Raw genomic sequence first — 14,974 nt, forward strand, 5'->3', positions numbered from 1 at the left:
GGCGGGCCGGGCGGTTCACGGCGGGTCCACCTCGGTGACGCAGACGAGCAGGGCGGGCGACTCCCCCTCGGCGCCCGTCAGGCCGAGGGCGATCCAGCGGCCCCCGACCCGCCAGAGCTCGACGTCCGGCACGGCGGTGCTCAGCAGGGCCCACGGCTCGGGCAGCGGCTCGCCCCGCTCCGCGCGCAGCGCCAGGGTGCCGAGGCCGAGGCGGTCGGGCGGGCCCCAGCGGGCGGCGAGCAGCCCGGCGAGGGCGGTGCGCTCCGCCTCCGCCTGCCCGGCGTCGGCGGGGACCGCGGTGGCTAACTCGGCCACGTGGTGGGCGCGGTCGCCGAAGGGGCGGTCGCGCAGCAGGTCGAGGGCGGCGAGGTGCCGGTCCAGGCTCATGGGTCCAGTAAAGCGGTCGGCACCGACAACCGACGGCCCGTCAGGCGGCCGGCGTCCGGTTCCGGGACGAACGGCACTCGCCCCGCCCGTGCCCCATTGAGTAACATCCGGGCAAAGAACGCGCACGAGCTGGGAGGACACACGGTGGGGCGGCTGACCGGCGGAGACCCGTCGCTGCTGCGGCGGATCAACTCCGCGGTGGTACTCCATGCGCTGCGGGGCTCCGACGCGCTCACACTCACGGATCTGACCCGGGTCACCGGGCTCTCCCGGCCGACGGTCGAGGGCGTGACCGAGGGGCTGATCGAGGGCGGTCTGGTCGTCGAGGCGGCGCCCGAGGAGGGCGAGGCGCGACGGCAGGGGCGGCCGGCCCGGAGGTTCCGCTTCCGGGCGGAGGCCGGGCATCTGCTGGGTGTCGAGATCGGCCCGCACCGGGTCGCCGCGCTCATCTCCGGCCTGGACGGGCGGATCATCGGCGCGGGCGCCCGCGAGGTGTCCGAGACGGCGCCCGAGGACGAACGGCTCGACCGGGTGCGGGCAGTGGTCGCCGACGTGCTGCGCAGGACCGGGGTGCCCCGGTCGAACCTGCGGGCGGTCGGGGTGGGTTCGCCGGGGATCGTCGAGGCCGACGGCACGGTCCGGCTCGGCACCGCGCTGCCCGGCTGGACGGGCCTGGCGCTCGGCGAGCGGCTGCGCCGCTCCTTCCGTTGCCCGGTGATCGTGGAGAACGACGCCAACGCGGCGGCGGTGGCCGAGCACTGGAAGGGCGCGGCCACCGACTCCGACGACATCGTCTTCGTCCTCGCGGGCCTGAGCCCGGGCGCCGGTTCGCTGATCGGCGGGCGGCTGCACCGGGGGTACGGCGGGGCCGCCGGCGAGATCGGGGCGCTGCACCTGCTGGGCCGGGGCGTCACCCCGGAGCACCTGCTGTCCACGACGGACGAGCCGCTGCACCCGCTGGACGAGCAGGCGGTGGCCGAGGTGTTCGCGCTGGCCCGGCAGGGCGACGCGCGGGCCGGGGCGGCCGTGGAGCGGTTCATCCAGCGCCTGGTGCACGACGTGGCGGCGCTGGTGCTCGCGCTCGACCCGGAGCTGGTGGTGATCGGCGGCTGGGCGGCCGGTCTGGACGGGGTGCTGCAGCCGCTGCGCGAGGAGCTGGCCCGTTTCTGCCTGCGCCCGCCGCGCGTGGTGCTGTCGATGCTGGGCGAGGCGGCGGTGGGCACGGGCGCGCTGCGGCTGGCGCTCGACCACGTGGAGGAGCAGTTGTTCGCCGTGGACGGCACGGTGTCGGCCCGCCGCTGACGCGGGCGCCGACGGCGCCGGGCCCGGGTCCGGCGCCGTGGGGACGGCGGCCGGACCCGGGCCCGGTGGCGCGCGCGGGGTGCGTGCGCGGGGTGGTGCGGGTGCGCGGTGGTGCGTGCGCGGGTGGTGCGGGTGCGGCGGGGTCAGGAGGCCATGACCAGGTCTCCGGAGTCGCCGAAGGTGAGCTTGCAGGTGTCCGCGCGGTACGTGGCGACGGAGACGGCGGCTGTGCCGCCCCCCGACAGGTAGCGGGTCGTGACGACGAGGACGGGCGCGCCCGGCAGGCGGTCCAGCTCCCGGGCGTCGTCGGCGCGCGCGGAGCCGAGCTCCACGGAGCGGTCCTGCCCGTCGAGGGCGAGGCGCTGGAGCTCGCGGAGCACGGAGCGGGCGCGGTCGACGCCGCCGGGCACGTCCACGGCACCGAGTCCGGGGACCGAGCCGGACGGCACGTACAGCAGCTCGGCGGCGACCGGCTGGCCCTCGGTCACGCGCAGCCGGCGCACCACGTGCACGGGCTCGTCGGCGGTGATCTCCAGGAGCCGGGCGACGGCGGCGGGCGCCGTGCCGGCGGCCGAGTCGAGGGACTGCCAGGTGGCCTCGCCGACACCGGGCCAGGTGTGCTGGGCGGTGGAGACGTCCACACCGACCCGGGGCGGGGCGACGGTGGTGCCGACGCCGCGGCGTCGCTGCAGGCGTCCTTCCAGCTCGAGCTGCTCCAGCGCCTGCCGGAGCGTGGCGCGCGCGACGCCGAAACGAGCGGCCAGTTCACGCTCGTTGGGGAGGATCTCCCCGACCGCGAAGTCCGAGTCGAGGGCTTCGCCGATCACGGTCTTGAGGTGCCAGTACTTCGGCTCCGGCACTGATTCCAGCTGCGTGGTCCCCACCCTGATCCTCCGCACATTCGCCGTGTCCCGCGGCGGTTTTCCGCGCCCTTGTTTATTAAAGGTTCCTGCACTAACTCTGCGACCATAAGGCGCCTCACACCCTTGGTCAAGACCAATCCTGCGCCGAACGAACCCGAATGTGACCCTCTGACCTAGATCGTTCACAGGACGTTCGCGTCGTGGAGAAGCCCCCGCAGCAAAACGGACCGCCCCGGACCGTTTTCGGGGTCCGGGGCGGGTCGGCGGGGGCGCGCGGGGCCTCAGTCGAGGATGAGGCCCTGGAGCTTGTCGGGGTTGCGCTGGATGTAGACGCAGGCGATCCGGCCGTCGCGGATCTCGATCTGGAAGACGCTGTCGACCTTGCCGTCGACCAGGGCGAGCAGCGCCGGGCCGCCGTTGACCTCCGCGAAGCGGAAGCCGAATTCCTCCTGGGCGCCCAGGGAGATCGCGACCAGGAAGCGGCCGACCTTGTCGGCGGTCTCCATGATCCGCAGCGGGGCCTTGGACTTGCCGCCGCTGTCGCCGACGAGCCGGGCGTCGGGCGCGAGCAGGGCGAGCAGCCCTCCGAGGTCGCCGCCGGACGCGGCGGCGAGGAACCGCTCGGTGAGCTCGCGCCGTTGGGCCGGGTCCACGTCGTAGCGGGGCCGGCCCTCGTCGACGTGCCGCCGGGCGCGCCCGGCGAGCTGGCGGACGGCCGCCTCGCCGCGGTCGAGGGCGGCGGCGATCTCGGCGAAGGGGAGGCCGAACGCCTCCCGCAGCACGAAGACCGCGCGTTCGAGCGGGGAGAGCTGCTCCAGGACGACGAGGAGCGCGAGGGAGACGGAGTCCGAGAGCAGCGCGCGCTCGGCGGTGTCGGGCACGGTGGGGCCGAAGTCGGTGACGATCGGCTCGGGCAGCCAGGGGCCGACGTAGGACTCGCGGCGGGACTGGACGTGGCGGAGCCGGTCGATGGCGAGCCGGGTGGTGATCCGGACGAGGAAGGCGCGGGGCTCGCGGACCTCGGAGCGGTCGTCGGCGGACCAGCGCAGCCACGCCTCCTGGACCACGTCCTCGGCGTCGGCGGCGCGGCCGAGCATCCGGTAGGCGACACCGGTGAGCATCGGGCGGTGTTCTTCGAAGAGATCGGTCGGGTCGGTGAGGATGTCGGTCGGCACGGCTCCATCCCAGCTCACGCGTCGGACCCTGTCCAGTCGGGGCTCCGGTCTTGAACTCGACTCTACCCACGGGTAATTGTTGCTGACAGGGTGTCTCACGGATTTCCACGACAGGAGCAGCCGATGACCGCACAGATCACCTTCCCCGTGGAGTCGCCCGGCGGGCCACGCCCGGTGACGGTCGCGTACGAGCGCCGGGGGCGCGGCGAACCGCTGCTGCTGCTCCACGGGATCGGCCACCACTGGCAGGCGTGGGAGCCGGTGTTCGACGTGCTGGCCACCGAGCGGGACGTCGTCGCGGTCGACCTGCCGGGCTTCGGCGCCTCCCCCGCGCTGCCCGAGGGGTACGGCTACGACCTGCCCACCGTCGTGCCGGTGCTCGGCGCCTTCTGCGCGGCCCTCGGCCTCGACCGGCCGCACGTGGCGGGCAGCTCCCTCGGCGGCCTGCTCGCCCTGGAGCTCGGCCGGGAGAAGCTGGCGCGCTCGGTGACCGCGCTGTCCCCGGCCGGCTTCTGGTCCGAGGCCGAGCGGCGCTACGCCTTCACCACCCTGCGCGCGATGCGGGCCGCCGCGCTCGCGATGCCCGTCCCGCTGATCGAGCGGCTGTCCCGCGGCGCCGCCGGCCGCGCCGTCCTCACCAGCACCATCTACGCGCGCCCCGGGCGCCGTTCACCCGAGGCGGCCGTCGCCGAGACGCTCGCGCTGCGCGCCTCGACCGGCTTCCACCAGACCCTCGCCGCCGGCCGGACCGTGCTCTTCTCCGACGACATCCCCGCCGTGCCGGTCACCGTCGCCTGGGGCACCCGCGACCGGCTGCTCCCGCGCCGCCAGGGCGTCCGCGCCAAGCGGACCCTGCCCGGCGCGCGCCTGGTCCGGCTGCCCGGCTGCGGCCACGTCCCCATGAACGACGACCCGGCCCTGGTCGCCCGGGTGATCCTCGACGGCAGCCGCGCCGTCTGAGCCCGCGCGGGAGGGGGTGACCGGGGCTTTGCGGGAGGAGGCATTTGGGGCTTTGTGGGAGGGAGCGTGCTGCCCCGCGCGGGAGGACGCGTCCGGGCCCTTGCGGGAGAACAGGCCCGTGCCCAATGCCGCCCCCGCCCCCACGAGGAGGCCGCCGGCGGCCTGGGGCAGGCCGAAGGAGCCGTGGGAGACCGCGACGGCGGTCAGCGCGGCGGCCACCGGGATCGCTCCCGTATAGAGCGTGGCCCTCTCCATGCCGATGCGCTGGACGCCCATGTAGAAGAGGACGAAGCCGACGACGGTCGCCAGGACCGCCTGCCACACCAGGGCCCCCGTCTCGACCGCCGTCGGCATCCTCAGGAAGGCGGTCCCGTCGACGGCCAGGCCGATCAGCGCCGACTCCACCGCCGCCACCCCGCACACCACCGCCGTCAGGAGCTTCGGCCCCAGCGGGCGCAGCACCGGCACCGCGAGCACCGTGAAGCCGACCTCGCCCGCGAGGGCCGCCACCGACCAGCCGAGGCCCGCGAGGTCCGTGCGGCCCCAGCCCTGCACGGTGAAGGCGCCGGCGGCGACCAGGAGGGCGCCGTACAGCACCGGGCGGGCGGGCCTGCGGCCCTCGGTCAGCGGGACCAGGACGGCGACGACGACCGGCGCGCAGCCCACCAGGACGCCGGGCACGGCGGGCTCGGCGGTCCGCTCGGCGGCGAGCACGGCCAGGTTGAAGCCGACCATCCCGACGGCGGCGATCAGGGCCAGCCGCCCCCACTGGCGCGCGGTCAGGGCCCGCAGCGGGGCGAGCCCGCCGCGCCCCAGCAGCGGCAGCAGGAGCAGACAGGCGGCGGCGTACCGCAGCGCCTGCCCGCCCGCGTACGGATAGGCCCCCAGCAGGGCGTTGGCGGTGAAGGAGGCCCCGACGAGGGCATAGGCGACGGTCACCAGGACGGCGCCGCGCAGGGAGTCGACGTTCATGGTCCCGACGGTAGGAAGCGGCGCTCTCCGCATTAAGGTCCACTTCCATGACGGCATCGGGGACCACTTGGGAGGACGGCCCGGCGGCGGCCCCCGGGGCGGCGCAGCCCGCCTGGGAGCTGCTCCTCCCGGCGGCGGGCGCGCCCGCGCGCGGGCGCGGGCGGGCGCTCCAGGAGGCCCTGCGGGAGGCGGTCCGCGCGGGACGGCTGGCCCCGGGCACCCGGCTGCCGTCGAGCCGCGCCCTCGCCGCCGACCTCGGAGTCTCGCGCGGTCTGGTGACCGAGGTGTACGAGCAGCTCGTCGCCGAGGGCTATCTGCGCAGCGACCGGGGCTCGGGCACCTGGGTGGGCGGCGCGGCGCGCTCGGCCGCGCGGGGTGCGCGGGGCGTACGGGACCTGGCGCCGGGCTCGTCGGGCGTGCCGGGTACGCCAGGCATCCGCGTGGACTTCCGCGCGGGGACGCCCGACCTGGCGCTGTTCCCGCGCGCCGCGTGGGGCGCGGCGCAGCGGGCGGTGCTGTCGGAGCTGGCCCACCGCGAGCTCGGCTACCCGGACCCGCGCGGGCTGCCGGAGCTGCGCGCCGCGCTCGCCGCGCTCCTCGCGCGCAGGCGCGGGGTGGTGGCCGGTCCCGAGCGCCTGGTGGTGTGCTCGGGGGTGGCGCAGGCGACGACGCTGCTGGGCTTCGTGCTGCGGGCGCGCGGGCTGCGCACCGTGGGTGTCGAGGACCCCGGCAGCCCGGAGCACGCCCGGCTGTTCGCCTCCACGGGGCTGGACACGCTCTGGCTGCCGGTCGACGGGGAGGGCCTGGAGCCGGGGCCGCTGGCCGCGTCGGGGGTGCGGGCGGTGGTGGCGACGCCCTCGCACCAGTTCCCGTCCGGGATCGCGTACTCGGCGGGGCGGCGGGCCGCGCTGCTGGACTGGGCGCGGGCGGTGGACGGCTACGTCCTGGAGGACGACTACGACGGCGACTTCCGCTACGACCGGGCCCCGGTGGGGGCGCTCCAGGGGCTCGACCCGGAGCGCGTCGCCTACGCGGGCTCGGTGAGCAAGTCGCTCGCGCCGGGGCTGCGGCTCGGCTGGATGCTGGTGCCGGAGGCGCTGCTCGACGAGGTGGTGGAGCGCAAGCGGACCATGGACCTCGGCAACCCCGCCCTGGACCAGGCGGTCCTCGCGCGCTTCGTCGCCGACGGCGGCTACGACCGGCAGCTCCGCCGCTGCCAGCGCGCCTACCGGGAGCGCCGGGACGCCCTGGTCGCCGCGCTGGAGCGGCACTTCCCCGGGAGCCGGGTGAGCGGCATCGCGGCCGGCCTCCACGTCATCGCCCACCTCCCCGAGGAGCACGGCCCGACCGACCGCTTCCTGGAGCGCGCCCGGGCGGCCGGGGTGGCCGCCCGCCCGCTGGCCGACTACGGCACGCGCCGCCCGCCGGACGGCACGGTCCGCCTGGTCCTCGGCTACGCCCACCTGACTCCCGGCGAGATCGCGCGGGGGGTGGAGCTGCTGGCGGCAACGGAAAGGCGGCCGAGGGCGACTGGCGGCGGATGACGGGGGCTGACAGCAGGCTGACAGCCACTCAGGATGGGGCCGGGCCCCGTCCCCGTACCGTTGTTCACACGGGGTTCGGCTGTGCGCCGTCCCCGGGCGCTAGGCATGGGGGCGTCCCTTTCCGCACGGTCCCCGGAGGCGCTCCGATGTCGCACCCCACGCCCGCTCCCTCTCCCGCACGCCGTACGGTGCTGCGCGGATCGCTCGCCGCCTCGGCCGCAGCGTTCGCCGTCGGCGGGGACGCGTTCGCGAGCCCGGCGCTCGCGCTCTCCGGGCGCCCGTCGGCCGCGTGGGGCGTGCAGGCCGGTGACGTGACGGCGAACTCCGGGCTCGTGTGGGTCCGTTCGGACCGGCCCGCGCGGATGATCGTGGAGACCTCGTCCGGGGAGTCCTTCCGGCGCGTCCGCCGCCACTACGGGCCGCTGCTCGGCCCCGGCACCGACTTCACCGGCACCACCGCGCTGCGCGGGCTGCCTGCGGGCGAGCAGATCCACTACCGGGTCACCCTCGCGGACCCGGACGACCCGCGCCGCACGGGCGCGCCGGTGACCGGCACCTTTCGCACCGCGCCCGAACGGCGCCGGGACGGCGTGCGGTTCCTGTGGTCCGGCGACATCGCCGGGCAGGGCTGGGGCATCAACCCGGACATCGGGGGCTTTCGCGCGTACGAGGAGATGCGCCGGCTCGACCCGGACTTCTTCCTGTGCAGCGGCGACACCATCTACGCCGACGGGGTCATCCAGCCCAGCGTGACGCTCCCCGACGGCCGGATCTGGCGGAACGTGACCACGCCCGAGAAGGCGAAGGTCGCCGAGACCCTCGCCGAGTACCGGGGCAACTTCCGCTACAACCTGCTCGACCACAACGTGCGCGCCTTCAACGCCCAGGTGCCGTCGATCGTGCAGTGGGACGACCACGAGGTGCGCAACAACTGGTACCCCGGCCAGATCCTGGACGACGCCCGCTACACCGAGAAGAGTGTCGACGTGCTCGCGGCCCGCGCCTCGCGCGCCTTCGCCGAGTACTTCCCCGTCTCCACCCTGCACGCGCGCGGCGCCGAGCGCCGGATGCACCGGGTGGTGCGGTACGGGCCGCTGCTCGACGTGTTCGTGCTGGACATGCGCTCGTACCGCAACGCGAACTCGCCGGGCCGGCAGGCCGACGACACCACCGGCATCCTCGGCGCGGAGCAACTGGAGTGGCTGAAGCGGGAGCTGAGCCGTTCGCGCGCGGTGTGGAAGGTGCTCGCCGCGGACATGCCGCTGGGGCTCGTGGTCACGGACGGCGCCACCGACTTCGAGGCGGTCGCGCAGGGCGACCCGGGCGCGCCGCTCGGGCGCGAGCTGCAGATCGCCGAGCTGCTCCGCTTCATCAAGCACCGCCGGATCACCGGCACGGTGTGGCTCACGGCGGACGTGCACTACACCTCGGCTCAGCACTACGCGCCGGAGCGCGCCGCCTTCCAGGACTTCGCGCCCTTCTGGGAGTTCGTCTCCGGGCCGCTGGCGGCGGGCGGCTTCCCGGCCAACGCGCTCGACGCGACCTTCGGACCCGAGCGGGTCTTCGTGCGGGCCCCGGAGCGGGCCAACCTGTCGCCGATGGAGAGCCCGCAGTACTTCGGCGAGGTGGACATCGACGGCGACAGCGGGGAACTGACGGTCCGCCTGCGCGCCGAGGGCGGCACGGTGCTGTTCAGCACGGTGCTCCAGCCGGGCCGGGTCGGGCAGCAACTCCGGTAGAACAGCAGGTCGGAGGCGGACCCGGCCGATTGTCAGTGCCGGGTCCTACGGTTTTTCCCATGACGCGATCCGTACAGGCGCTCGCCTACGCACGCCCTTCCGCACTGGAGTCCGGGGACTCCGGCCGGCTGCTCGGTCTGGAGACCTCGGGGGGTCTCACGCCGCGCGGCGCCGAGGCCCGGCCCCGGTTCTTCGCGGGCTTCCTCAGCTCCCCGCAGATCGCCGCGCGCGGTCTGCTCGCGGTCGCCGACGTGGCCGCCGCGCGCTACTACCAGCGGCTGCGCCCGGCCTCCCTTGACCCGGTGGTCACGGGGAACGGGGACCGGCTGAGGTTCGAGTCCTTCTCGGGCTGCGGCGGGGTGTACGCGCGACTCGACGTGCTGAGCGCGGGCCTGGACGGCGCGCAGACGGGCCACGGCACGACCAACGTGGACGTGAACAACCCGCTGCGCGAGGCGCTGTCCCGGCTCACCGGCGACGACCCGCTGCACCTGCGGGTCGGCCCCGAGGAGCTGGCGGTCACCACGATGGAGGGGCCCGTCGTGGAGAAGAAGGTGCCGCTGCCGGACCGCTGGCTGCGGGGCTTCGCCGAGGCGCAGGTCGCCTCCGCCGGTTTCGACCTGCGCGCCGAGCTGTCGGGCGCCGAGGCGGTGCGGTTCCTGCGCTCGCTGCCGCGCTCGCAGGCCCGGGGCGCCGCGCCGCTGTGGGTGACGCCCGCCGGCCGGACGCTGCGGCCCACCACCCGGCCGCTGCCCGGCTCCGTCTGCCTGGCCGGCCCGGACCGGCTGGTGGCCCTGGAGCGGGTGCTGCGGCACGCGACGGCGCTGCGGGTGTACGGGCCGGTGCCGGACGGCGCGCCCGCGCCGAGCGCCTGGGAGGTCGAGCTGCCGGGGATGCGGCTCACGCTGACGCTGTCGCCGGACCCGGCGCGCGGCTTCTCCGGCGAGGGCGGCGTCCTGGAGGCCCTGGCCACCGACGAGGCGGCCGGGGACGCGGAGCTGGTGTCGGTGCTGCTGGCCTGGGAGCCGCGCATCGACCCGGCCGACCTGGCCGAGCAGGCGGGGCTCTCCGTCGAGCGGGTGCGGGCGGCGCTGACGCGGCTCGGCACCGCCGGGCGGGTGGGGTACGACGTGGCCGACGCGGCCTACTTCCACCGGGAGCTGCCGTACGACGCGGACCGCGCCGAGCGGCACAACCCCCGGCTGGTCGACGCGCGCCGGCTGCTCGCCGAGGGGGCGGTCGCGCTGGACGGCGAGCTCGCCACGGTCGCCTCCGGGGAGCGGCGCTACCAGGTGCGGGAGTCGGGCGGGGGCCGGCTGCACTGCACCTGCGCCTGGTGGGCGGAGTACCGGGGGCGGCGGGGGCCGTGCAAGCACGCGCTCGCGGTCCGGATGGCCCGGCGCGGCGCGTCCGTCGGCGCGCCGGTCGCGGTGGGGGACGCGCGATGACGACGGCGACGGAGCGGGAGCCCGGGACGGACGGCGCGCCGGGGACGGGGACGGACAGGGGCAGGGGCGGGGACATGGGCACGGAGACAGGGGCGGGTACGGGGATGACGACGGCGACGGGCGGCACGACGGCCGCGGCGGCGGGCACCAGGGCCGAGACGGCGGGCGAGTTCGGCCTGCGGCGGCTGCTCGACGCCGTGCGGCAGGGGCGGCCGAAGGACGTGCCCGGACTGCTCGCTCCGCTGGACGCGGCGGCGCGCAAGGCGGCGGTGGCGGAGCTGAAGCTGATCCGCAAGGAGGTCCGGGGCTGGGACTGGGGCCGGTGGCGGGAGCAGCAGCGGGTGCGAAGCGCGCTGCGGCTCGCGGGCGCGGGCTGCATCACGGGGGCCGCGGCGGCGGCGGAGTGGATCGGCGGGCGCGAGTTCCTCGGGTGGGGCGATGAGAGCCGTCCGGTGCTCGGGGTGCTGGCGGGCCGTGACCACGCGTGGCTGACGGAGGTCGCCCGGCGGCTGGCCGAGCGCCCCACCGTGGCGGAGGACGAGTACGTGCTGGTCCACGGCCTGGTGCAGCTGACCGGCTGCCCCGCGCCCGCCACCGACGCCTACGTACGGGGCTGGACGGCGGCGATGAACGCGCGTGACCTGGCCGCGAGGCTGCGCGCCGACCCGCAGACACCGGTGCTGGTCGCGCGGCTCCTCGACATGACCGAGACGCCGGGCGCCATCGTCTGGCAGGCCGAGGCCCACGCCCAGGACCGGAGCGCCACGTGGCCGAGCGCGCTCGCGACGCTCGCGGGCGAGGGGCTGCTCGACCGGGCGGCGCTGGTCGACGCGTGCGCGGCCCGGCTGCTGCGCGGCGGCCGGGCGCGCGACCTGCGGCTGCCGCTGGCCGTCCTGCAGGCCGTCGGGACCACCCGCGAGGAGCGGCGGGCCCGGATCCCCGACTGGCTCGGCATGGTGGCCGACGGCCCCTCGCCGGTCGCCGGACACGCGCAGGAGGTGCTGGCGGAGCTCGCCCTGGAGGGGGAGCTGCCGGTGCGGGAGCTCGCGGAGCTGACCGGCTCGGCGCTGTTCCGCACCGAGAAGAAGCTGGTGCGGGCCCAGTTGACGCTGCTGACGAAGGCGCTGCGACGCGATCCGGGGGCGGCGGCCGAGCTGCTGCCGGCGGTGTCGGACGCCTTCGGGCACGAGGACACGGCGATCCAGGAGCGGGCGCTGAAGCTGGTGGGCCGCCATCTGGGCGCGGTCGACGAGCGGGTGCGCGAGGAGCTGGCGGGCGCGGCGGCGCTGCTGAGCCCGGTGCACCGGGCGGCGGCGGCCGGGCTGTTCGGCGCGGAAGCGGTCGGCGAGGACCTGCCGTACGAGGAGACGCTGCCGCCCGTGCCGGAGCCGCGCCCCGCGGTGCCCCCGGCCGCGTCGGTGGCCGAGCTGATCGAGGACCTGGTCACGGTCGTGCGCCGGGCGGACGAGCCGGAGGAGTTCGAGCGGGCCCTGGACGGCCTGGTGCGGCACGCGTACCGGGACCGGGAGGGGCTGCGGGCGGCGCTGCGCGAGACCTTCGGCGACGCGTACTGGATGACCGGCCCGCACCGCTTCACCCACGGGCCGGACGGGATCACGGTCGTGCTCGCCGCGCTGGCGGACACGGTGACCCTCGGGCGGCTCCACGAGGGGCGCAGGCTGGAGAAGGCGTCGTGCGGGCACCCGGGGCCGGGCGGTGTGGTGGAGGCGCGCCTGTGGGAGGCCGCGTGGCTGGTCTCCGACGGCGCTCCGGTGCCGTTCCTGCTGGCGACGCCGACCGCGCACACGGGCGTGATCGACGCGCCGGTGCTGCTGGAGCGGCTGCGGGGGTACAAGGACGCGGGGGCCGAGCCCGCCCCGGTCGACCTCGCGCAGGCGCTGCTGCGGGTGCGCCGGACGGGCCCGGGGGTGCGGGAGGCCGCCGAGGGGGCGGCGGTGCTGGGCACCCGCGCGGGCGACCGGCTGGCGGAGTGGCTGACGGCGGACGTCTCGCTCACCCCGGACGTGCGCTTCCTGAGCCGGGGCGCGGACGTCCGGTCCGGGCGGTGGTGGCTGGCGGACCGGCTCGTGGTGTCCTTCCGGGAGCGCCGGGCCATCCGGGAGGAGTTCCCGCCGGCGTTCCGCTGGCTGAGCGGCGCGTCCGGCGCGTCCCGGCACCGCTGCGACCACTGGTGGGGCCAGCAGCCGCACTGGCCCGGTGTGCTGCCGGAGGACCGGGAGGTCCTGGCGGTCTGGCTGCTGCCGAGCATGGTCAACGGGTCGGAGTGGGACTCGCGGGGCTCGACCTGGGGCCTGACACCGCTCGCCGAGGCCGGCGGGGCGGTCGGTCTCACGGTGCACACGGCGCTCGCGGTGGGGCTGGGCAGCCGGCACGCGGAGGACCGGCTCACCGCGGTCGACGCGCTCCTGGTGCTGGCCTCCCGAAGCGAGCTGGACGCGGCGCTGCTCGGGGAGCGGCTCGGCACGCTGATGGCGGAGGGGACGGTGAAGGCGAACCGGCTGGCGGACGCGGTGCGCACGGGGGCGGCGACCGGGGCGTACGGGACGGTCTGGGCGGTGCTCGCCGGGCTGCTGCCGGGGCTGCTCGCCGCGCCGAAGCCGCCGCACGGGCTCGGCGAGCTGCTGGCGGTGGCGGCGGAGTGCGCCGAGCGGTCCGGGGCCGGCCGGGGGCTGGGGCCGCTGCCCGGACTGCCGGAGGCGGCGGCGCGGCCGGGTTCCTCGCAGGCGGTGACGCAGGCGCGGCGACTGCTGAGCGCACTCGAACAGAAGGGCGATCAGAGCGCGACGTAATCGGTCGAAATCAGCCATAAGTCAAGCAGATCGGCACTTAACCCATCGGTCACAAAGCGTTTGTGATCACGCAACACCGCTGGGTCACAGTGAGGTCATGGATGCCATGACCCCCCGTAGGAACGCCCGCCCCGCCCACCGCTGGCGGCACGACGTGATCGAGCTGGCCGCGATGTTCACCGCCGTGGTGGTGGCGGACTCGATCGCCAAGACCATCGCCAAGGGCCCCGACGGACCCTACCTGCTGATCTTCTCGGCGATCGCGCTCGTCGCCACCGCCGGATTCCACACCTGGTGGGCCAGGAGGCACAGCCATGCGCCGCCCGCCGACGATCCCGGCGGCAGCGGGGGCTCCCCGCTGCCGCCGGACGCCGTCACCGGCACCGGCGCCGACACCGCTGCGGCGGACGGATCGACTCCGGTGGCCGGGGCGGCGGAGACGACGCTGTGGCGGATGCGGACCACCGTCCGCGACGCGCCGGGCAGCCTCGCCGCGCTGTGCACGGTGCTCGCCCGCCACGGCGTGGACATCCTGACCCTCCAGACCCACCCGCTCGCCGACGGGACCGTCGACGAGTTCCTGCTGCGGGCCCCCGCGAGCCTCCAGACAGGTGTGCTCACCCGGGCCGTGGCCGCCGCCGGCGGCAGCGACACCTGGACCGAGCGGGCCGACGCCCACGACCTCGTGGACACCCCGACCCGGGTCCTCGGCCTGGCCGCCCGTACCGCCCTCGACTCGGCCGAACTCCCGCTCGCGCTGCGCCAGCTGCTCGGCCGGTGCACGCTCCACTCCGTCCCCGCCGTCTCCCTCAGCGGGCGGCCCAACGGCGAGACCACGCCGGCGGAGGGGGTCCTGGAGGACACCACCATGCGGCTGCGCGACCCCCACGGAGGCACGCTGATCATCGAGCGGCCGTATCTGCCCTTCACCCCGACCGAGTTCGCCCGCGCCCGCGCGCTCGTCGAGCTCGACGCCCGGCTCGGCCCGCGCGTCCCGCGCGCCCACGACGTGCTCACCCTCCCCGAGGGCAACGCGATCACCGTCCGGCGCGCCGACCAGCGCGACCTGCCCGCGGCCCGCGCCATGCACGACCGCTGCTCCGAGCGGACCCTGCGGCTGCGCTACCACGGCCCCGTCGGGGACGCCGACCGCTACCTCGACCACCTGCTCAGCCCCCGCTTCGGCCGCACCCTCGCGGTCCAGACGGCCTCCGGCCGCGTCGTCGCCCTCGGCCACCTGCTCTGGGACGGCGACGAGACCGAGGTCGCCCTCATGGTGGAGGACGACTGGCAGCGGCGCGGCATCGGCGCCGAACTCCTCGGCCGGCTCGTCGCGATGGCCGAGGAGGCGGGCTGCGACAGCGTCTACGCGGTCACCCAGTCCTCCAACACCGGCATGGTCGCCGCCATGCGCGGCCTGAACCTGCCGCTGGACTACCAGATCGAGGAGGGCACCCTGGTCATCACCGCCCGCCTCGCCGGGCGCCCCGCCGCCCCGCGCCCGACCGCCCTCCACCCGGCCCAGGGGCGGACCGAGCACTGACAGCCCGGGGCACCCCGCCCCTCCGCACCGCCGCACCGCCGACCGGCCCCGTTCCCAGCCGCCCGGGGCCGGGCCGCCGCCGGGTCACCGCCTGGTCCGCACCGGGCCGCCGCCTGGTCCGCGCCGGGTCCGTGCCCGGTCCGTCCGGGTCCGTGCCGAACCGTGCCGCCGTCCCGCGCCGTGCCCAAGGCATGTTCCGTGCCGTCGGCATGTTCCGCGCCGGGCTCGTCA

General features: G+C 76.3%; 10 protein-coding genes and 1 pseudogene. 7 read left to right on the forward strand and 4 right to left on the reverse strand.

Annotation, left to right across the window (positions count from 1 at the left end; genetic code table 11):
- Positions 1-15 precede the first annotated feature (15 nt).
- A complete protein-coding gene (locus AB0C99_RS09115; protein ID WP_362471607.1) occupies positions 16-387 on the reverse strand; it encodes a hypothetical protein in 372 nt (123 codons plus the stop codon).
- Positions 388-531: 144 nt separating this feature from the next.
- Here AB0C99_RS09115 and AB0C99_RS09120 point away from each other — a divergent pair, with 144 nt between their 5' ends.
- Complete coding sequence (locus AB0C99_RS09120) at positions 532-1,689, forward strand: ROK family transcriptional regulator (RefSeq protein ID WP_362471610.1); 1,158 nt, start codon at positions 532-534, stop codon at positions 1,687-1,689.
- A gap of 143 nt (positions 1,690-1,832) precedes the next feature.
- Here the strand turns inward: AB0C99_RS09120 and AB0C99_RS09125 are convergent, their stop codons facing one another.
- Both AB0C99_RS09125 and AB0C99_RS09130 read right to left on the reverse strand, forming a co-directional pair.
- Positions 1,833-2,573, reverse strand: a complete 741-nt coding sequence (locus AB0C99_RS09125) for a GntR family transcriptional regulator (RefSeq protein WP_362471613.1) — start codon at positions 2,571-2,573, stop codon at positions 1,833-1,835.
- Positions 2,574-2,833: 260 nt separating this feature from the next.
- Positions 2,834-3,715, reverse strand: a complete 882-nt coding sequence (locus AB0C99_RS09130) for an RNA polymerase sigma-70 factor (RefSeq protein ID WP_362471813.1) — start codon at positions 3,713-3,715, stop codon at positions 2,834-2,836.
- Positions 3,716-3,850: 135 nt separating this feature from the next.
- Between AB0C99_RS09130 and AB0C99_RS09135 the strand changes: the two genes are divergently transcribed.
- Positions 3,851-4,687, forward strand: a complete 837-nt coding sequence (locus AB0C99_RS09135; RefSeq protein WP_362471616.1) for an alpha/beta fold hydrolase — start codon at positions 3,851-3,853, stop codon at positions 4,685-4,687.
- Positions 4,688-4,822: 135 nt separating this feature from the next.
- Here the strand turns inward: AB0C99_RS09135 and AB0C99_RS09140 are convergent.
- A pseudogene (locus AB0C99_RS09140) lies at positions 4,823-5,716 on the reverse strand (EamA family transporter); the annotation flags it as partial.
- On the opposite strand from AB0C99_RS09140, the gene AB0C99_RS09145 reads away from it, so the two are divergent.
- The 5 genes from AB0C99_RS09145 (at position 5,707) to AB0C99_RS09165 (ending at position 14,743) form a co-directional block, all read left to right on the forward strand.
- Positions 5,707-7,203 carry a PLP-dependent aminotransferase family protein gene (locus AB0C99_RS09145; RefSeq protein ID WP_362471619.1) on the forward strand — a complete coding sequence of 499 codons (1,497 nt, stop codon included), beginning with the start codon at positions 5,707-5,709 and terminating at the stop codon, positions 7,201-7,203. The pseudogene AB0C99_RS09140 and the gene AB0C99_RS09145 sit on opposite strands and share 10 nt — an antisense overlap.
- A gap of 146 nt (positions 7,204-7,349) precedes the next feature.
- The gene (locus AB0C99_RS09150; RefSeq protein ID WP_362471622.1) at positions 7,350-8,942 is read left to right on the forward strand and encodes an alkaline phosphatase D family protein; all 1,593 of its coding nucleotides are present in this window, start codon (positions 7,350-7,352) and stop codon (positions 8,940-8,942) included.
- A gap of 59 nt (positions 8,943-9,001) precedes the next feature.
- Positions 9,002-10,390, forward strand: coding sequence for an SWIM zinc finger family protein (locus AB0C99_RS09155; RefSeq protein ID WP_362471625.1), 1,389 nt, complete (start codon positions 9,002-9,004; stop codon positions 10,388-10,390).
- A gap of 74 nt (positions 10,391-10,464) precedes the next feature.
- Complete coding sequence (locus AB0C99_RS09160; protein ID WP_362471628.1) at positions 10,465-13,200, forward strand: DUF6493 family protein; 2,736 nt, start codon at positions 10,465-10,467, stop codon at positions 13,198-13,200.
- 106 nt (positions 13,201-13,306) lie between these two features.
- Complete coding sequence (locus tag AB0C99_RS09165) at positions 13,307-14,743, forward strand: GNAT family N-acetyltransferase (RefSeq protein WP_362471816.1); 1,437 nt, start codon at positions 13,307-13,309, stop codon at positions 14,741-14,743.
- Positions 14,744-14,974 lie beyond the last annotated feature (231 nt).

Origin of the sequence: Streptomyces sp. NPDC048659 (assembly GCF_040650575.1) — a bacterium.
In the GTDB taxonomy this organism is placed as follows: domain Bacteria; phylum Actinomycetota; class Actinomycetes; order Streptomycetales; family Streptomycetaceae; genus Streptomyces.